This window comes from Pedobacter sp. CG_S7, from assembly GCF_040544395.1.
Classification (GTDB): Bacteria; Bacteroidota; Bacteroidia; order Sphingobacteriales; family Sphingobacteriaceae; genus Pedobacter.
Window position 1 is genome coordinate 27,446 of record NZ_JBEONS010000015.1, and the last position, 17,891, is coordinate 45,336.

The 17,891-nt window shown below is 37.3% G+C and carries 20 protein-coding genes; 7 read left to right on the forward strand and 13 right to left on the reverse strand.

What is annotated here, in order from left to right:
- Positions 1 to 178 precede the first annotated feature (178 nt).
- Together AAKU52_RS09725 and AAKU52_RS09730 are read left to right on the forward strand one after the other, a co-directional pair.
- On the forward strand, positions 179 to 1,234 hold the full coding sequence (locus AAKU52_RS09725) for an FG-GAP repeat domain-containing protein (protein ID WP_354332799.1): 1,056 nt from the start codon (positions 179 to 181) through the stop codon (positions 1,232 to 1,234).
- 136 nt (positions 1,235 to 1,370) lie between these two features.
- On the forward strand, positions 1,371 to 1,781 hold the full coding sequence (locus AAKU52_RS09730) for a BrxA/BrxB family bacilliredoxin (RefSeq protein WP_354332801.1): 411 nt from the start codon (positions 1,371 to 1,373) through the stop codon (positions 1,779 to 1,781).
- 100 nt (positions 1,782 to 1,881) lie between these two features.
- On the opposite strand, the gene AAKU52_RS09735 is transcribed toward AAKU52_RS09730, so the two are convergent.
- Positions 1,882 to 2,433, reverse strand: coding sequence for an SRPBCC family protein (locus AAKU52_RS09735; RefSeq protein WP_354332803.1), 552 nt, complete (start codon positions 2,431 to 2,433; stop codon positions 1,882 to 1,884).
- A 209-nt stretch (positions 2,434 to 2,642) separates the two neighbouring features.
- Between AAKU52_RS09735 and AAKU52_RS09740 the strand changes: the two genes are divergently transcribed.
- A complete protein-coding gene (locus tag AAKU52_RS09740) occupies positions 2,643 to 2,852 on the forward strand; it encodes a hypothetical protein (RefSeq protein ID WP_354332805.1) in 210 nt (69 codons plus the stop codon).
- Here AAKU52_RS09740 and cdaA read toward each other — a convergent pair.
- Positions 2,849 to 3,640: a diadenylate cyclase CdaA gene (gene cdaA, locus AAKU52_RS09745; RefSeq protein ID WP_354332807.1), complete on the reverse strand. Its 792-nt coding sequence runs from the start codon at positions 3,638 to 3,640 to the stop codon at positions 2,849 to 2,851. The two genes, AAKU52_RS09740 and cdaA, sit on opposite strands and share 4 nt — an antisense overlap.
- Before the next feature lie 28 nt (positions 3,641 to 3,668).
- Entirely contained in the window at positions 3,669 to 4,526 is an 858-nt protein-coding gene (gene folP / locus AAKU52_RS09750) for a dihydropteroate synthase (RefSeq protein WP_354332809.1), read from the reverse strand.
- 54 nt (positions 4,527 to 4,580) lie between these two features.
- On the opposite strand from folP, the gene AAKU52_RS09755 reads away from it, so the two are divergent.
- The 4 genes from AAKU52_RS09755 to AAKU52_RS09770 are packed head-to-tail and all read left to right on the forward strand — an operon-like array spanning position 4,581 to position 7,842.
- Complete coding sequence (locus tag AAKU52_RS09755) at positions 4,581 to 5,123, forward strand: DUF1599 domain-containing protein (protein WP_354332811.1); 543 nt, start codon at positions 4,581 to 4,583, stop codon at positions 5,121 to 5,123.
- A 2-nt stretch (positions 5,124 to 5,125) separates the two neighbouring features.
- Entirely contained in the window at positions 5,126 to 6,277 is a 1,152-nt protein-coding gene (locus tag AAKU52_RS09760) for a BT_3928 family protein (protein ID WP_354332814.1), read from the forward strand.
- Between the two features lies 1 nt (position 6,278).
- Positions 6,279 to 7,334, forward strand: a complete 1,056-nt coding sequence (locus tag AAKU52_RS09765) for an ABC transporter permease (RefSeq protein ID WP_354332816.1) — start codon at positions 6,279 to 6,281, stop codon at positions 7,332 to 7,334.
- Between the two features lies 1 nt (position 7,335).
- Positions 7,336 to 7,842: a shikimate kinase gene (locus AAKU52_RS09770; protein ID WP_354332817.1), complete on the forward strand. Its 507-nt coding sequence runs from the start codon at positions 7,336 to 7,338 to the stop codon at positions 7,840 to 7,842.
- Here the strand turns inward: AAKU52_RS09770 and AAKU52_RS09775 are convergent.
- The 10 genes from AAKU52_RS09775 to AAKU52_RS09820 all read right to left on the reverse strand — a co-directional run bounded on the left by AAKU52_RS09775 (position 7,839) and on the right by AAKU52_RS09820 (position 17,887).
- Positions 7,839 to 8,237 (reverse strand): acyl-CoA thioesterase, encoded by a 399-nt coding sequence (locus AAKU52_RS09775; protein ID WP_354332819.1) that lies wholly within the window; start codon positions 8,235 to 8,237, stop codon positions 7,839 to 7,841. The two genes, AAKU52_RS09770 and AAKU52_RS09775, sit on opposite strands and share 4 nt — an antisense overlap.
- A gap of 93 nt (positions 8,238 to 8,330) precedes the next feature.
- Positions 8,331 to 8,621 (reverse strand): DoxX family protein, encoded by a 291-nt coding sequence (locus tag AAKU52_RS09780; RefSeq protein WP_354332821.1) that lies wholly within the window; start codon positions 8,619 to 8,621, stop codon positions 8,331 to 8,333.
- A 133-nt stretch (positions 8,622 to 8,754) separates the two neighbouring features.
- A complete protein-coding gene (locus tag AAKU52_RS09785; RefSeq protein WP_354332823.1) occupies positions 8,755 to 9,564 on the reverse strand; it encodes a tRNA pseudouridine synthase A in 810 nt (269 codons plus the stop codon).
- Between the two features lie 6 nt (positions 9,565 to 9,570).
- Positions 9,571 to 11,529, reverse strand: coding sequence for a beta-N-acetylhexosaminidase (locus AAKU52_RS09790; RefSeq protein ID WP_354332826.1), 1,959 nt, complete (start codon positions 11,527 to 11,529; stop codon positions 9,571 to 9,573).
- 67 nt (positions 11,530 to 11,596) lie between these two features.
- On the reverse strand, positions 11,597 to 13,009 hold the full coding sequence (gene dacB, locus AAKU52_RS09795; RefSeq protein WP_354332828.1) for a D-alanyl-D-alanine carboxypeptidase/D-alanyl-D-alanine endopeptidase: 1,413 nt from the start codon (positions 13,007 to 13,009) through the stop codon (positions 11,597 to 11,599).
- 83 nt (positions 13,010 to 13,092) lie between these two features.
- On the reverse strand, positions 13,093 to 14,082 hold the full coding sequence (locus tag AAKU52_RS09800) for an aspartate-semialdehyde dehydrogenase (protein ID WP_354332831.1): 990 nt from the start codon (positions 14,080 to 14,082) through the stop codon (positions 13,093 to 13,095).
- 70 nt (positions 14,083 to 14,152) lie between these two features.
- Positions 14,153 to 15,025: a sugar phosphate isomerase/epimerase family protein gene (locus AAKU52_RS09805; protein WP_354332833.1), complete on the reverse strand. Its 873-nt coding sequence runs from the start codon at positions 15,023 to 15,025 to the stop codon at positions 14,153 to 14,155.
- A 10-nt stretch (positions 15,026 to 15,035) separates the two neighbouring features.
- Positions 15,036 to 15,923 carry a hydroxypyruvate isomerase family protein gene (locus AAKU52_RS09810; RefSeq protein ID WP_354332835.1) on the reverse strand — a complete coding sequence of 296 codons (888 nt, stop codon included), beginning with the start codon at positions 15,921 to 15,923 and terminating at the stop codon, positions 15,036 to 15,038.
- A gap of 5 nt (positions 15,924 to 15,928) precedes the next feature.
- Positions 15,929 to 17,164, reverse strand: a complete 1,236-nt coding sequence (locus tag AAKU52_RS09815; RefSeq protein ID WP_354332837.1) for a nucleoside permease — start codon at positions 17,162 to 17,164, stop codon at positions 15,929 to 15,931.
- Positions 17,165 to 17,191: 27 nt separating this feature from the next.
- Complete coding sequence (locus AAKU52_RS09820; protein WP_354332839.1) at positions 17,192 to 17,887, reverse strand: 3-keto-disaccharide hydrolase; 696 nt, start codon at positions 17,885 to 17,887, stop codon at positions 17,192 to 17,194.
- Positions 17,888 to 17,891 lie beyond the last annotated feature (4 nt).

Sequence of the window (17,891 nt, forward strand, 5' to 3'; positions counted from 1 at the left end):
TTAGTAACCTTTATAGTTGAGGCAGCAGGACGCTCCATGATGGTTGTAAGAGATTCAAGTATTATCTTGCATGATGCGTTTAATTTTCTGTGTACTCCTCAATTTAGTCTATGTATTTCCTGTTTTTAGCCAAAATCTTAAACAAGAACCATCGCGTGCACCTTTGCATTTCACAAAAATGAAAGTCTCTTCAGAAACCTATGAATCGGTAGGAGTATTAGATGTGGACGGTGATGGACACCCTGATATTGTCTCTGGCGCATTTTTTTACCAAGGTCCAGAATTCAGTCAACGTCATTTTATTGCAGAAGTGAAGCGGGTGGAAGAATATTGGGATGACTTTTCAACCATCCCACTGGATGTAAATGGAGATGGAAGAATGGATTTTATAAGTGGGGGTTGGTTTGGAGCAACACTTCGATGGTTCGAAAATCCAGGCAATAACGGGAAATGGAAAGAACACATCATTGATGAAACCGGTAATATAGAAACAGTTCGAGGTTGGGATATCGATGGAGATGGAACAATAGAAATCTTTCCAAACAACCCAGGTCACCCTTTAAAATATTACAAACTGAAAAAAGATGCTGAAGGAAGAGGAACGGGTCAATTTACCAAGGTTGAAATTGCACAAACACAGGGTCATGGACTAGGTTTCGGGGACATCAATGGAGATGGCCAAGGCGATATTATCGGCAATAATGGTTGGCTGGAAGCTCCATTGGATTTAAAAGGGAAATGGCTAGCACACCCAGCGTTTGAATTAGGAGATGCTAGTGTGCCCATTTTGGTAGTCGATGTAAACAAGGATGGATTAAACGATTTTATTGTGGGCCAAGGTCATTCTTATGGACTAGACTGGTATGAACAAAAAATTGATCAACAAGGAAAACGGAGCTGGATAAAACATCCCATAGATCCGTATAATTCACAGTTCCATACGATGGAGTGGGTTGATATTGATGGGGATGGAATTAGTGAACTAGTGACAGGAAAGCGTTATCGGGCTCACAACGGAGGTGATCCAGGCGCTAATGACCCATACGGATTGTATTATTACAAATGGAATGGAGAATCTTTCACTAAAAATATTATCAGTTACGGTGCTGTTGATCAGGGAAAAGGTGCAGGTATTTACTTTTCCATTGCTGACTTAAGAGGTTCCGGTCGGAAAGACATTATCGTAGCAGGCAAGGACGGGTTATATATATTTTTTAATGACGGAAATTTATAGCAATAATGATGGATAGCTTATAAGCTCTTAGTAATTAGAAGGTAAAATCTAAACCACATTAAATGTTACGTTTTGATGCTATGCGCCAGTACTGTACCTTTGTAATATAAAATTTAAAAATCAAAAACATTATCATATGTATCCAGAATATTTAGTAGAACCAATGCGTGCAGAACTTACCAATGTAGGTTTTGAAGAATTGAAGACTGCAGAAGATGTAGACAATGCCATTAAGACTGAAGGTACAGTATTAGTAATTGTTAATTCTGTATGTGGTTGTGCTGCCGCTAACGCACGTCCGGCAGCGAGACTTGCTGCCGCAAATGAAAAACACCCCACTAAACTGGTAACTGTTTTTGCAGGTATGGAAAAGGAAGCGGTAGATAGGGCAAGGGGCTATATGATTCCCTTCTCTCCATCATCACCTTCAATGGCCTTATTTAAAGATGGTAAATTAGTTCATATGATCGAGCGTCATCAAATTGAAGGACGTCCTGCGCAAATGATCGCAGATAGCCTTATTGGTGCTTTTGAACAATATTGCTAATTAAAATAATTGCTCCTGTTCATTTAAAACAGGGTAAAATAAATAAGGGTGTCTTTTTCAAACAGGCGCCCTTGTTTATTTATTAAATCTGCGAACAAATTTAGTTGCTTTTCTTGCTCTCTAAAATAACCTTGAGGTTATCCAAACCCGTTTGAAGATCATCGCCAATCATTTTGTCCATATTCATTAACAAGATCAGGAGGTTGATCGGGTATTTCATTTTACCATTAAAACCCCACTTCACCTTGGTGTAAATTTCCTGGTAAGCTGATGTAGTCATATAGCTGTAAGAAGTTGATTCCATAGGTTTGAGAAACCGGATCTCGGTATCTATTCTTTCCCCATTCTGTAGTTTCTTGATCACCTGTTCTCCCTTACCTACATCACTCTTATTGCTGTCCCATCCAGAAACAAAACCAATAGTACCATCAATACCCCGATAGTATTTTTTCATTGCTGGGTCGATATTTGCCCATTTACTAAAGTTATCTTGGTTTTTAAGGTATTTTAGGTAATCGTAAACGTTCTGCCTGGGTTTTTCAATAACTACTTCCCGCTCTACTGAATATTCTTTTTTGACAAATAATGCCACTACTAGTGCCAGGACAATTATTCCTACAATAAGGATAAGTAAACCTTTTAATATTTTCATGTTGTATACCTGTTTAAACGTAAAAAGTTTATCAATGAACTTATGTGATTGCTATTTTGATGTTTTAAGCTTAGTTGTTTCATAAAGATGAAATTGTTTAACTGTAGATATACAAGATACTGATATAAACATATAATGCACTCAATTGTTAATTATTATTGTGCTTATTGAGCTATTTTTTATTAAATTATATTCTTGAATATTTTAATATGAAACAAGAGCTTACTCAACACAACAACAATAAAACACTTGCAGCATTAAGAGCGCTGGGCAAGAATATTGATTATACCGTGGCAGAATTGGCGGCAGACAAAGGGATGGTGGTTTTTATCAATGGTGTGCCAGTGATTCCATTTATCACGGTCAATAGAAAAGTTACAGCTGAGTCTGTTATCAAACCTGTCGATGGTAATGTTTAGAAATCTTTATTGAGTAGTTTTTCCAATTCACCGAAAGATACATTCATTCTAACCCTGCCTTGTTTGGCATAAGCTATTTCTCCTGTTTCCTCAGAAACGATCACCGCCACGGCGTCTGTATTTTCAGAAATGCCAATTCCTGCTCTATGGCGCAAGCCAAACTGTGGTGGCAACTTATCATTTTCTGTCAATGGTAAAATGCAGCTAGCACTTTTAATTTTATTTTCAGAAATAACTACTGCGCCATCGTGCAAAGGACTGTTCTTCTGGAATATGCTTTCTAGTAAGCGTTTTGATATTTTGGAGTCAATGATCTCGCAACTGTTCGCGAATAGCTGGTCGTCATAAAATTTAACAAAAACTATCAATGCACCTGTCCTGGATTTTTTCATGCTCTTACACGCATCAATCACCGGTTTTATACGTACTAGGTTATCTCTTTCTATGTCTTTATTACCAAATAAATAACCCCACCATGCTTTATTCTTTTGCAGGAAAGTGTTTTTACCAATCAGCAATAAAAAACGCCTGATTTCAGGTTGGAAAATAACAATAAGTGCGATAATACCGACACTCATAAATTTATTGATGATAGTGGATAACAAACTCATGTGTAGCGCATCTACCACATAATAGAGTATCAGAATGATAAACATCCCCAGTAAAAGATTAACGGCGAGGGTGTTTTTAATAAGACTGTAAATGTAATAGATCAAAATGGCGACAAAAATAATGTCTACCACATCGGTAACGGTAATCTTTAAAAAGTCGAAATCAAAGCCTTTCATTGTTGCCAAGTTAATAATTTTAAATAGATTATGCTTGTTGCATCTTCTGAATCAGGCTAACACATTCTTTAGCTTCCCTCACATCATGCACTCTTAATAGGTTTGCTCCCTTGATTAACGCGATGGTGTTTAATATAGAAGTTCCGTTTAGCGCCTGTTCTGCAGTGATGTTTAATGTTTTGTGTACCATTGATTTTCTGGAAAAGCCTACCAATAATGGTAAACCAAAGATGTGAAGATCTTCCAACTCTTGTAAAAGTTTAAAATTGTGCTGCTGCGTTTTTGCAAAGCCAAAACCGGGATCAAGAATGATGTCTTTTACCCCCAACTCTCTTAAACGCGCAACTTTTTTCACGAAGTAATCCACTACTGCTAAGGTGATGTTTTCGTAATATGGGGATTGCTGCATGTTTTGAGGCGTGCCTTTCATGTGCATCAGAATGTAAGGTACATTTAATGTGGCAACGGTTTCAAACATTTGTTCATCTAATTCGCCACCAGAAATGTCGTTGATAACATGTGCACCTGCTTGTATACTTTGCCTGGCTACTTCAGCTCTAAAGGTGTCAATGGAAATTATTGCTTGTGGAAATTTGTGACAAATGGCCTCAACTACAGGGATTACCCTGTCAATTTCTTCTGCAATACTGACTTCTTTGGCTCCGGGACGAGAGGAATAACCACCTATATCTATGAATTTTGCGCCTTCATTCAATAGGGTTTCCGTTTTATTTAATGCCTCCTCAAGAGTAGAATTACGACTTGCACTAAAAAAGGAATCGGGTGTAATGTTTACAATTCCCATGATACATGGCGTACTCAAATCAAGCAATTCGCCTTTTAGGTTAAGTGTTGTCTTTCGGTTTAAAAATGTATCTTTATCCATTGTTTAAGACAAAAATACACTATTAAACAGCTTTAAATTAAATATTAAATAGTTTTGGCAACAAATACCCTCAAAGAATACGATGCAGTAATAGCGGTTTGTAAATCGCTTTTTTTGAAGAAAACAAAAGATTATGGTACCGCATGGCGTATACTCCGACCGCAATCAATTACCGATCAGCTTTTTATAAAAGCGCAGCGTATCCGTACCCTGGAAGAAAAAAAAATTGCTAAGGTCGATGAAAGTATTACCTCTGAATATATTGGCATTGTAAATTATTGCGTAATCGCAATGACTCAGCTCCATCTTTCTGCCCAGGATCCTTATGAACTTGAAGTGGAGCTTGTAGAATCTTTATTCGACAACCAGGTTAGGGCTACTAAAGAGCTGATGCTAGCTAAAAACCATGATTATGGTGAAGCCTGGAGAGCAATGAGAATCTCTTCGCTAACAGACCTTATCCTAATGAAAATTTTAAGGGTTAAACAGATTGAAGATAATGCTGGTACCACACTTGCCTCTGAAGGGGTTTATGCCAATTACCAGGACATGTTAAACTATGCAGTTTTTGCTTTAATAAAATTAGATTTAAAATAGTTATGAAAAAAGGGCTGCTGAATTTTTCGAGAATTTTTGTTGGCGTGCTGTTTATTTTTTCCGGCTTAATTAAAGCTAACGATCCACTGGGCTTTGGTTATAAACTTCAAGAGTATTTTGAAGTTTTCCATCTTCCTTTTTTAAGTGGTATAGCTACCGGAATCGCCATATTTTTATGTGTGCTAGAAATTGTATTGGGTATCTTGTTGTTGTTAGGCTTATGGAGCAGGAAAGTCATTTCGGGCTTATTGGCCATTATCATCTTTTTTACTTTTCTTACCTTCGTTTCTGCAGTATTTAAGGTAGTAACTTCTTGTGGCTGTTTTGGTGATGCCATTCCCCTAACCCCTTGGCAGTCTTTTGGTAAAGATGTTATTCTGTTCCTTTTAATTGTTTACTTGTTTATCTTTCGAGATACAATTTTACCTGTCATCAAAAAACAGCGTGATCAAGTACTCATCCTGTTCATTACCTTAACTGCTTCCATCTCTTTTTCTTTGGTTACTTATAGCCGACTGCCATTTCTGGATTTCCTGCCCTATAAAGTTGGTGCAAATCTTCCTGCATTGATGAAAACTCCTGAATGGGCAATTCCTGATGAATACCTGATCATGTATAACCTAGAAAATGAAAAAACAGGGGAGAAGAAGGTGATGTCTGATAAAGATTACCTTAAAACAGAAATCTGGAAAGATACTAACTGGGTCATTGTGGGGAATCCTGATAAAAAATTAATTAAAAAAGGTTTTGAGCCTAAGATTAAAGATTTGATGATTAGTGATGCCTCAGGAACCAATTATACTAACGAACTGATTGAAAACCCTTATTATAACTTGATTATTGTAGCTTATAACCTGGAGGATACAGACGAAAGGGCTATTGCCGAATTGAATGGAATTGCTTTAAAGGCTACCGAACAATTTAATATCAGAACAGTATTGCTCACTTCAAATTCTGCACAAGATGCAAATGCTTTTAGTAATAGAATGAAGCTGTTTACCGAAATATTTTATGCAGATGCTGTACCTTTAAAAAGTATGGTGAGAGCAAATCCAGGATTAATGTTATTGAAAAATGGAGTAGTCATTCAAAAATGGCACTACAATACGGTTCCTTCTTTTGAGGTTCTAGCCGAAAAATACTTTAGTAAGTAATATGTTTCAATATGTATTAAGGAAGTTTTTGTATGGTTTAGCTGTTATTGCCGGTGTGGTAGTGGTGGTGTTTGTTCTGTTTAATATTTTACCTGGTGATCCTGCAAGAATGACCATGGGACAACGATCTGATGTTCAATCGCTGGAAGCCGTTCGTAAAGAGTTCGGATTAGACAAATCTAAGCCGGTACAGTTTTTCTTATACATAAATGATCTTTCTCCAATTGGTTTGCATGAAAATACAATAACAGCACAAAGAAAATATGGTTATATCAGACTGCTGGTTGTCGGTACTGATGTTATTGTTTTAAAAAAACCTTATCTGCGCCGTTCTTATCAAACCAAACGTAATGTAACCACTATTTTATCTGAAACAGTTCCAAATACCTTCGTTTTAGCTGTTACAGCCATGATTTTTGCAACCCTTATTGGTGTTTTTCTGGGCGTGGTTTCTGCTGTCCATCGTGATACCTGGATTGATAAAGCCGCAAATGCCTTCGCTATTCTTGGTATCTCAGCACCATCTTTTTTTGCTGGTATTATAATTGCCTGGTTTTTTGGCTTCGTTTTGAGTGATTATACCGGTTTGAATATGTCGGGCAGCTTATATAGTTATGATCCTTTTGAAGGAGAAGTGACGACCTGGAAAAACTTGTGGCTGCCTATGGTAACTTTGGGTTTAAGACCCTTAGCTATTATTGTTCAATTGACCCGTAGTGCCATGTTGGACGTATTGGGGCAGGATTATATTCGTACGGCAAAGGCAAAGGGCTTGGGCAGAAAAGCTATAATCTATAAGCATGCGCTAAAAAATGCACTTAATCCAGTTATTACAGCTATTTCAGGTTGGTTTGCTTCCCTGCTTGCTGGATCTTTCTTTGTTGAGTATGTTTTTGGCTATAACGGCCTTGGTCGCACAACCGTTACCGCACTGGAAATGTCGGATTTCCCTGTTGTGATGGGTTCTATATTGTTTATTGCTTTTATATTTGTTGTGGTCAATATTTTAGTGGATATTTTATATGCCTTTGTTGATCCAAGGGTTAAACTTGCTTAATATGAAAATATTTCTAATTGGTTTTATGGGTTGTGGAAAAACAACTTTGGCAAAAAGACTTTCCATCAGGTTGGGCTATGACCTGGTAGACCTTGATCAGGAAATTGAGCAAAAAATTGGACAGTCAATAACATCTTATTTTGAAGCGCATGGGGAAGATGCTTTTAGGAAACTGGAAAGTGAAACGCTAAAAACATTTGATTATGCCAAGAACACCATAATTGCCACTGGTGGTGGTGCACCTTGCTTTTTCGATAACATGCACTGGATGAATGTAAATGGATATACCATCTATATTGAACTTTCAGCATCTGCTTTAGCTATGCGGTTGAAAAATAGTAAAACTAAACGCCCCCTTTTAAAAGACCTTGATTATGAGGGCTTACAAAGCTATGTTGAACAAAAACTTTCAGAAAGAGAGCCGCAATACCTAAAAGCAAAAACTACGGTTTGTGGTTTAAACATTAGTGCCGATGATCTTAGAGTGCTAATTCTTTCTGTTGCCTAAATATTTTCTTCTTTAAACTGCTGTTCTATAAATTTAATCTGTGTTTTGCCGTGAGAGAGTGGGTTTCCGTTTTCATCAACATTCACGAAAACCATTTTATCAATCGTCAAAATACTTTTTCTCGTAATCTTGTTACGTACTTCGCAGCGCATCGTTAATGATGTGTTTCCAAAACTTGTTGCTGTAATTCCCAATTCAATAATGTCTCCCTGCTTGGCAGAGCTTACAAAGTTAATTTCTGATATGTATTTAGTTACTACATTAGCGTTATCTAATTGAACAATACCATAAATAGCTGCTTCTTCATCTATCCATTTTAATAGACTACCACCAAATAAAGTTCCATTGGGGTTTAAGTCTTCTGGTTTTATCCATTTTCTTGTGTGAAAATTCATACTTGCTTTTTAGCAAATTTATAAATTTTACACTTGTCTATTCTCATCTTACTTTCCTTTTCATAGATTCATCTACTGATAATGGACCGGAACCTATAACCCAAAAAAAAGTACTAGCAGAAACAGTACAATTACGGAAAGCCATAGTTCGGAGTTTAATGTGCTGAAACCCTTTGAAAGGTTCACAAAAAAGATTGCACTTAACAGAATAGGAATTTGTATAACAACCGCAAAGCGGGTTAAAAGGCCAATAGTAATTAGTATTCCACCTACAAGGTGTGCGAATGCAATAATGTGTATGGCCAGACTAGCCATCATTTGATAAGGGCTATCCCCTTTGAAAAGATAAGTATACCTAATGCAATTCGAACGATATCGAACCATTTAGCCCGATGTAAATCACCCCAGTGTTCAACTTTATTTATAACATTCATGGAAACTCTTCTTTTTAGCGAAGCCCTCTCTTAAAAAGTTATACAAAATAAAGAAAACAATCAAGTGGTTAATAACAAGTTGGTTATACAGTTTTCCACAGTTGATCATCTTGATTTTGCATGATGGCAGAGAAACCGTTACGTGGTGGTAAATTTAAATAGGGGTAAACAACCTTCGATAGGTATAGTCCTTGTGGATGTGCAGGGGTGATGAGTGCTGGAGTTTGTTTGGTAATCAAATGGCCTTCAAATTCATCAACGCTTAATATCCCACGACCAATTTTTAAAAGCTGACCCATAATAATGCGGATCATCTTACCTAAAAAACGGTTGGAGGTTATTTGAAATCTAATTCTATCTGCATTGCCATCAACCAGCAACCTCGCCGACTTGATGTAGCATAAGGTGTGCTCGTATTTGTCCGGACTGGTACAAAAAGCGCGATAATCATTATATGCTGGCAGTAATGCCACTGCTTGTTTCATTTTATCCAGATCCAGGTCTTTTAACAAATAAAAAGAACTCAGGCCATTTAGGAAGGGGTTTTTATAGGTGTGGATGAAATAGTCGTAAGAACGCAATACGGCATCAAATCGGGCATGCGGTAATCCTTCCATTCCAATGATGTCGTACACCGCAATACTTTCTGGCAACAATTTGTTGAGCCGGAAAAGCAAGTCAAAATCCCATTCCTTTTCTATATCCATGTGGAAAAAGAACTGACTGGCGTGAACTTGAGCATCTGTACGACCACAACCATTGATAAACACAGGAGTTTTAAGTACTTGTGACAGTGCTTTTTCAAGCACGCCCTGTATGTTTAAAACTCCTGGTTGTTTTTGCCAGCCAGCGTAACGTAAACCATGATAACTGATATGAACAAAGTATCTCATTTTATCTTATCTCTTTCCAGCTCTTTTATTCAATTCTTCAATGGGCATATTAAGCATTCTGCCTACTGGCTTGTTGTCTTTATAAGTAATTACCTTTAGTAAGGTCGCATCTTTTGGTGGTAATAATGGCTCTGTATATTTAGGGTAAAAATGGTCAGGATAAGAATTGTCAAAACTATAATAGATAGCTAAACCCTCCACTTCTGTACTCAATTCTACTATTAGACTCTTGTCTGCTGTTCTGCTGGCTTTAAAGATAGGGTCGTACACACTTGGTGCATATTTTGTTTCTGATGCATCCAGCCTTTTGAAATGCTGCTCCACTTTGGCGAAGAAACTATTCCAGTTTTTCTTTTCTTTAGGTGACCAAACAGATTCTGCAATTGCCAAGCCCCTTGGCCATGTCATGTATTCTGCTTGTCTGATATTGTAAACCTGCTCTGTCCATAAATTTGCTTGCCCGCCTTTGATAAATGCTGGATTTACTCCCTCAGGAATAGGATCAAACTCATAGGCTGTGCTCAGTCGCAGGGATGCATATACTTTAGGCTCGAAAAGGACATCGCTTTGCATGTAATCAAGATAAGCGTAAGTAGTTGGACTCATTACTACCTCATGTTTCTTTTTGGCTGCCTCTATTCCATATTTTGTACCTCTCCAACTCATAATAGCTGCACTAGATGACAATTTCCCTTCCAGAATTTCATCCCAGCCCATGAATTTCTTGCCCTTTGATTCTACGATTTTTTGTACTCTTTTTTCAAAATAACCCTGTACCTGATCCATGTTCTTCAAGCCTTCTCGTTTCATCAAGTCAAGTATAGCAGGGTTTTTTACCCAGAAATTTCTTGGTGCCTCATCACCACCCATATGAATATATTCAAATGGAAATAAAGCGGCTACTTGCGTGATGACGGTATCTAAAAATTGGTACACTTTCTCATTTGCCGGACATAGTGTGTTGTCTATTAGTGCTATGGGTGGTGCACCTCTCGACCAGTCCATAATTTTTTCACCCGATCGTACCCGGTATTGATCTGCACCTGGAGTACAGGAAAGTTCTGGATAAGATGCGATAACAGCAAGGCTATGTCCGGGTACATCTATTTCGGGTAAGATGTTCACAAATCTTTCCTGCGCATATTTAATGATTTCTTTAAGATCTTCCTGTGTGTAAAAACCGCCGTAAGTTCTGGGTTCATCTGGTGTTGGTGGTATGAAATCACCAAAGGTGCCTGTTTTCTTAACGTTCCATGCTCCAATTTCTGTTAGCTTTGGTAAGCCTTTTATCTCAATTCTCCAACCTTCATCATCTGTTAAATGCAAGTGTAAAACATTGAATTTATAGCGTGCCATGGCATCAATATATTGTTTTACTTCTTGCTTGGTAAAAAAGTGACGTGCCACATCAAACATCAATCCCCTCCAACCAACACGTGGATAATCAATGATGTCTACGCATGGAATTTCCCATTTAATATTTTTTACCAGTTCCTTTGCCTCAATTTCTTTAGGAAATAATTGCAATAGGGTTTGTACTCCATAAAATAATCCCGCTGCAGTATTTGCTTTAATGGTAATTAATCCACTAATAACCGATAGCTCGTAACCCTCTTTTCCCAACAGTTTGTTCGTTTTGCTATTTAATGTAAGTTTTATGGTTGGCTTTGGTGTGTTAGTGCTGCTGGAAACAAAGCTGCCAGTTGAAGTGGAAAGTCTTTGCTGCAGGTGGTCGACTACGGGTTTCATATCTGGAGTTGATATGGCCTGGATCATCACATTTTCCGGTAACACAAAGTGTCCGGTGTTTTTTATTACGGATACAGGCTCAGGAATAATGGCTATTTCTGGTGGCGCAACAGCCATAGCTTCAGTTGTTGTTAAACTGTTTATGGCAATGACCTCTTGGCCAACTACCTTGTTAAAAAGGACTAGGAACAATATAAAGGGAAGGATTCTTTTCATGGGGGTTTCAATAAATTGAATAGGAAATGATGTAAGGTATTAATAAATTATTAAACGGTTGTTTGTCTTATTTTAAGGCATCCAATGCTTTAAATAATTTTTTGTTAATTCCAGAGCCTGAATAATTGTTGATATTGATCACTACAATGTATTTCATCCCTGCTGAATTTGTGTAGTAACCCGCAAAAGAAGAAACGTTATTGATGCTACCGCTTTTTAGCTGCATGCCGTTGTTTTCTGGTAATGATTTTTTGAAATCGTCAAACCATGGTTCCCTTTGTGATTGAAATAAAATGTTTGCCATCGCGGAGGTGGTTACCCGGGTAGCTGGAGATAGTCCGCTACCATCAATCATGTTTAGTGCATTTTTATCTATGCCTTTTTCTTTCCAATAATTGATGGCTACAACAATACCGTTAGCTGTAGTTGCAGGTTTACCAGCTTTCCAGGCTAATGTTCTTATTAAGTTTTCTCCATAAAGATTGATGCTTTTTTTGTTGAACCAATAAATAATCTGACTAACCGTAGGAGAATTGATGGTTGCAATTTGATGTGTGGGGCTTGGCAATAATTGATTTTCTGATTTTAATTTTCTGGCTGTGGTTACTTCTTTTGTACTTGCGATGCCCAAACGTTTTAAAGTATCCTGCAAACGGTATGCGACTTCATAAGCGGGGTCTGGTAGTGCTACTGCTATTCCATTTTTTCGAATGCCCAAACCCCAGCTGCCTCTTAAATAAGCGATGGAAGATAAAGGAGGTAAGAAAGCATAGGCGTTGTCGCCACTACCTACCGGACCTGTTTTTAATTCATTAACAATTTTTAGATAGGGCATTTCTGGTTGTACCTTTAAAATGGACACAGGTTGATCTACTTTAGCATTTGCTTTTAAATAGATGTCAAATTGGTTCTCGCGCCAGGTCAATACGGAAGGAGCAGCGCCATAATAATTACCTATGTCTTGCCAAGTCCATCCATCTGGAATATTGCTTGTGCCCCATGCACTATCATCGCCAATAATGCGACCATCAATTTTATTAATACCAGCAGCTTTTATTGCTTTTACCCAAATACTGAGTACTTCATTTTCTTTACTTTGAGCATAGCGAGAGGACCCTAAAGTAGGATCTCCTCCGCCTACGATGATTAGATCTCCTTTAAGAACGCCATTGCTTATTGTACCACTGTAACCCAGGATTGTTTGATACTGGAAGTTTTTACCTAACAAACTAAAAGCTGTAGCAGCAGTAATCGTTTTTAATGTTGAAGCTGTTGCCATGCCTATGTTCTCATTGCGGGCAAATATAACCTGACCCGTATTCGCATCTAACACGCAGAGAGAGGTTAGCGCATATTTAGCCTGCGGATCTGCAGATAACACTTTGTATGCTTGTTCCAGCTTTTGAGCCTGATTTTGAGCAATGGCCAATGTATGTAGCAATATTAGCGAGGCTAAAAGGATTTGGCATTTCAACTTCATAATGAAAAATGTTTGTTCATAAAAAAATGTGATGCATTAACAGTACAAAAACTGTTAATGCATCACATTCCGGTATAATTTAATTAAATAAGTTCTGATCTTAACAAATATTCCGCAATTTGTACCGCATTTGTTGCCGCACCTTTACGTAAATTATCTGCAACGATCCACATGTTGATTGTGTTTGGCATTGATTCGTCACGTCTGATGCGACCTACAAATACCTCATCTTTTCCATGAGCATCTATAGGCATTGGGTATTTCAGGTTAGCAATGTCATCAACTAAAATTATTCCTTCTGTTTTTCCTAAAAGAGACCTTAATTCATTAATATCAAAATCATTTTCAAACTCGACATTTACAGATTCCGAATGCCCACCCATTACTGGTATACGAACAGTAGTTGCGGTGATACGAATGTTTTCATCACCCAAGATTTTACGTGTTTCCAAAATCATCTTCATCTCTTCTTTCGTGTAACCATTGTCTTGAAAGACATCAATTTGAGGTATGACATTTAAATCAATTGGATAAGCATAAGCCATTGGTCCATCAATACCTTTGCGCTCATTCATCATTTGTTCCACTGCTTTTACACCAGTACCGGTTACAGACTGGTAAGTAGAAACGACAACTCGTTTGATTTGATACTTATCATGCAAAGGCTTTAAAGCCACTACCATTTGAATAGTAGAGCAATTTGGGTTAGCAATAATCTTATCATCAATAGATAATTCCTGTGCATTAACTTCAGGTACGATTAATTTTTTAGCGGGATCCATACGCCATGCAGATGAATTATCAATCACTATTGTTCCTGCTTCTGCAAAACGTGGTGCATGTTGTAATGAGGTTTCGCCACCGGCAGAGAATAAAGCAATATCTGGTTTCATTCCAATAGCAGTATCAATATTTACCACAGCGTACTTCTTACCTTTAAAAGTGATTTCTTTACCTACACTTTTTTCTGATGCAACGGGAATTAACTCAGTTACTGGGAAATTACGTTCTTCTAACACTTTTAACATAACAGTGCCCACTAAACCTGTGGCACCTACAACTGCGACTTTCATTGATATTTCTATTCTTGGGTTTAAATAATTTAAAAATTGTATCACCAAATATGGTGAAAAATCTCTATTCTTAACGTACTAATTCTGTGTTGATATAATTATAACTTTTTTTAATGCTCTCAAAAGGGTCTAATGAAAAGTTTTCCTGTTCTAAAAATGGGTATTCTAATCCGGCTATTTTGGCGTTATCAAAAATTCTCTTAAAATCTATACTTCCACTTCCTATTTCTGTATTGATTGTGGGCTTAGCTTTATCCATATCTTTAACATGCCACAATGGGAAACGACCTGGATTTTCTTTAAACATTGCTATCGGATCATGACCAGCTCTGACTACCCAGTAAAGATCAATTTCAAAATGAACCAGTTTTGGATCAGTTTCTTTTAACATTACTTGATAACCAGTGGTATCTCCATGTGGTTGGAATTCAAAATCATGGTTATGATAAGTCAATTTCAAACCAGATGCTTTACATAGTTCTGCTGCCTTGTTTAATCCAGCTGCTACTCTTTTGTAACCATCCACGTCTTTTCTTAATCCCTCTCCTAAATAAGGAACTGAAATATATTCTCCACCTACAATTTTAGTAGCTTCAATATATGATTTTAATTCCTCCGTACTGCCATCGGTAAAGAACTTATCCATGCCATAATGCCCGCTTGGAGCTTTTAAGCCATTCTCTTCCAAAAGGCTTTTAAAAGCTTTAGGGTCTAATCCCCAGAATTTATTTTGCAACGAATAGCCATATGTTTCTACTTCCTTATAGCCAGCATCGGCTACTTTTCTAATGACACCTTTTACGTCCTTAGGCAAGGTTTCTCTTAACGTATACAACTGTATGCCAATTCTTTTTTTAGGAGAACTACAGGCAAATGTTGGTATTAATAGCGCACCAGCAGCTGCAAAGCTGGTGTTTTTGATAAATGCTCTTCTCGAATTCATAGTTAAGGTTTTAAATGTCGCAGATTTTTACTGCAGTTTTTAAGGATTGAATTTTATCTTGTTTTTTTGGAATGAATTCCTGCGCCACAAAACCTTTAAAACCAGTTTCATAGATTGCTTTCATGATTGCAGGATAGTATAATTCCTGCATGTCTTCGATTTCATTCCTCCCTGGAACACCTGCAGTATGATAATGTCCTATATATTGATGGTTATTTTTGATGGTATCGATCACATTACCTTCATCTATTTGCATGTGGTAGATGTCGTAAAGTAATTTGAAATTTTCTGAACCTAATCTTTTAGCAAGTTCTACGCCCCAGGAAGTAAGGTCACACTGGTAATCTTTATGATCCACTTTACTGTTTAACAATTCCATTATCAGCACAACGTTGTGTTTCTCCGCAATGCTAATTATTTGTTTTAAACCCGCTACACAATTATTCCATCCGGTTTCATCATCTTTCCCTCTTCGATTGCCACTAAAACAGATCAAATTCTTATAACCCGCTGCCGCAACTTTAGGGATCATTTCTGAATAGTTTTTAATTAGTGTCTCATGAAATTTTGTGTCATTCCATCCATCCACCAAATTGATTTCTGCACCATTGCACATGGTAGATGTTAGTCCATATTTCTTTAAGGTAGGCCATTCTTTAGGGCCTACCAAATCAATACCTTTAATGCCAATATTCTTGGCCTCTTTACATAAAGTATCCAAATCCAGGCTGCTAAAGCACCACCTGCACACAGCATGATTAATGTTGCCTTTTAAAGGTGCAGATGTGGACACTTCAATAGCTGCAAAGCCTGGTAAAGCACTTGAAGCCCCTAAAGCGATTGTTCCAACTACTATGTTTTTTAATGCAGTTCTTCTGCTGTTTTCAGGTTTCATCATATACTTTAAAGTAGTGGTTTTTGTACTTTATCCTTATCATTAAAAACTAATGCAAATAACACAAATACAACTGCGGCAATACCTGCAGGAATAATCCAAATCATCTTCCAGTCAAATATTCCGTCTGCAGTTTTATAACTGTCTGTAATTAAACCAGCTACTTCAAAACCAATAAGCATACCCACGCCGTATGTGGCCAGTGTTATTAATCCTTGAGCTGCACTTTTGTATTTTTCTCCGGCTTTTGAATTGGTGTAAATTTGTCCAGCTACAAAGAAGAAATCATAACACACGCCATGTAATGCAATTCCAATGATCAGCATAAAACTTAAATCAGAGGCATTGCCATAAGCAAAAAGAGTATAGCGTACTGCCCAGGCTAACATACCAACTAAAATCGTGCGTTTAAACCCAAATTTTGTGAAAAATACAGGTAGTAACAGTAAGAAAAGGACCTCCGAAATCTGGCCTATAGTCATCTTTCCTGTAGGATTATCTACGCCAACATTTGACAAGAACGGATGTGCATTCTGGTAATAGAATGCCAAAGGGATGCAGATAAGAATAGAAGCGATAAAGAAAATAGCGAAGTTTTTATCTTTTAGTAATTTAAGTGCATCCAATCCCAAAATCTCAGACAATTTTACTTTCTCATTAGAAGATACTTTTGGTGGCGTCTTTGGTAAAGCGAAACTAAAAATACCCAATATTAGGGAAGCTATGCCAGCCATAAGGAAAGTGTTTTTTAACAATCCTGCTGACGTTCCTTCTGCAGTATCCCAATGGAATATGAAGCTAATCAGTAATCCTGCGAAAATCCATCCGATAGTACCCCAAACTCTGATTGTAGAGAACTCTTTCTCAGGATCTTTCATTTGATTAAAAGAAACTGAATTGACTAGGGCCAAAGTAGGCATAAACAAAATCATGTAAGAAAACACATAAGGATAGAATACTGAAATATCGGGAGCTGAATACATTTGGTACATCAAAACTGCGCCAATTAAATGTAAAACACCAAGAATTTTTTCTGCATTAAAAAACCTGTCCGCAATCAACCCAATGATAAACGGGGCAATAATAGCTCCCCATGATTGAGTTGAAAACACAGATGCACTTTGCGCACCTGAAGCATTTAGGTTGTTACCCAAAAAAGTGCCTAAGGTAACAAACCAGGATCCCCAGATAAAGAACTCCAGGAACATCATGCTGGATAGTTTAATGCGGTTGTTTAAATTCATATATAGTTAAATTTGTTTTATTAGATTTTAAAGCTCTTTAATGGAAATATTTCTGTACCACACTTCATTACCATGATCCTGCAGAGCAATTTTACCTGATTTAAAAGTTCCAAAATTTTCCCATTTAGCAAACTTACTTCCGGCAATTAGGTTTTTCCAATTCTCATCCCACATATTGGTAGAAACGATTTTAACCCCATTGAGTGTAAAGTCCAGTTTGCCATTATTGCTGATCACCTCTACTTTATTCCATTCTCCAACAGCTTTTACAGGCTCTGAGCTACTTTTAATAAGGTCATATAAATCACCAGATCTGTGTTTAGTGATTTTTCCATCCGGATGATTGTCATCGTCAAGCACCTGCATTTCAATTCCTGTACTATAAGTTTGATGGTATTTTGCTGGATCCTCATGAATAAACATTATAATACCACTATTGCTTTTAGGAGCTACTTTCCATTCTAGCTTTAAATGAAAATTGCCGTATTCCTTGTCTGTAACAAGATCACCGCCTTCATTTTTTGCGGCTTTTGGATCAAAATGTAAAGTGCCATCCTCAACTTTCCAACTATTACCCACTGTTGTCTTTCCATAGTTATGCCAACCCATTGTCGTTTTACCATCAAAAAGTTTTACCCATCCACTTTGACCTTGTTGACGAGAAGCACAGCCACTGCCAAGCAGGGCTGTTAATATGATTGCAGAGAAAATTTGTTTTTTCATTTTT

Coding starts and splice junctions, on each gene's coding strand:
- AAKU52_RS09725 (WP_354332799.1), top strand. CDS start 179: ATGAAAGTCTCTTCAGAAACCTATGAATCGGTAGGAGTATTAGATGTG.
- AAKU52_RS09730 (WP_354332801.1), top strand. CDS start 1,371: ATGTATCCAGAATATTTAGTAGAACCAATGCGTGCAGAACTTACCAAT.
- AAKU52_RS09735 (WP_354332803.1), bottom strand. CDS start 2,433: ATGAAAATATTAAAAGGTTTACTTATCCTTATTGTAGGAATAATTGTC.
- AAKU52_RS09740 (WP_354332805.1), top strand. CDS start 2,643: ATGAAACAAGAGCTTACTCAACACAACAACAATAAAACACTTGCAGCA.
- cdaA (WP_354332807.1), bottom strand. CDS start 3,640: ATGAAAGGCTTTGATTTCGACTTTTTAAAGATTACCGTTACCGATGTG.
- folP (WP_354332809.1), bottom strand. CDS start 4,526: ATGGATAAAGATACATTTTTAAACCGAAAGACAACACTTAACCTAAAA.
- AAKU52_RS09760 (WP_354332814.1), top strand. CDS start 5,126: ATGAAAAAAGGGCTGCTGAATTTTTCGAGAATTTTTGTTGGCGTGCTG.
- AAKU52_RS09765 (WP_354332816.1), top strand. CDS start 6,279: ATGTTTCAATATGTATTAAGGAAGTTTTTGTATGGTTTAGCTGTTATT.
- AAKU52_RS09770 (WP_354332817.1), top strand. CDS start 7,336: ATGAAAATATTTCTAATTGGTTTTATGGGTTGTGGAAAAACAACTTTG.
- AAKU52_RS09775 (WP_354332819.1), bottom strand. CDS start 8,237: ATGAATTTTCACACAAGAAAATGGATAAAACCAGAAGACTTAAACCCC.
- AAKU52_RS09780 (WP_354332821.1), bottom strand. CDS start 8,621: ATGGTTCGATATCGTTCGAATTGCATTAGGTATACTTATCTTTTCAAA.
- AAKU52_RS09785 (WP_354332823.1), bottom strand. CDS start 9,564: ATGAGATACTTTGTTCATATCAGTTATCATGGTTTACGTTACGCTGGC.
- AAKU52_RS09790 (WP_354332826.1), bottom strand. CDS start 11,529: ATGAAAAGAATCCTTCCCTTTATATTGTTCCTAGTCCTTTTTAACAAG.
- dacB (WP_354332828.1), bottom strand. CDS start 13,009: ATGAAGTTGAAATGCCAAATCCTTTTAGCCTCGCTAATATTGCTACAT.
- AAKU52_RS09800 (WP_354332831.1), bottom strand. CDS start 14,082: ATGAAAGTCGCAGTTGTAGGTGCCACAGGTTTAGTGGGCACTGTTATG.
- AAKU52_RS09805 (WP_354332833.1), bottom strand. CDS start 15,025: ATGAATTCGAGAAGAGCATTTATCAAAAACACCAGCTTTGCAGCTGCT.
- AAKU52_RS09810 (WP_354332835.1), bottom strand. CDS start 15,923: ATGATGAAACCTGAAAACAGCAGAAGAACTGCATTAAAAAACATAGTA.
- AAKU52_RS09815 (WP_354332837.1), bottom strand. CDS start 17,164: ATGAATTTAAACAACCGCATTAAACTATCCAGCATGATGTTCCTGGAG.
- AAKU52_RS09820 (WP_354332839.1), bottom strand. CDS start 17,887: ATGAAAAAACAAATTTTCTCTGCAATCATATTAACAGCCCTGCTTGGC.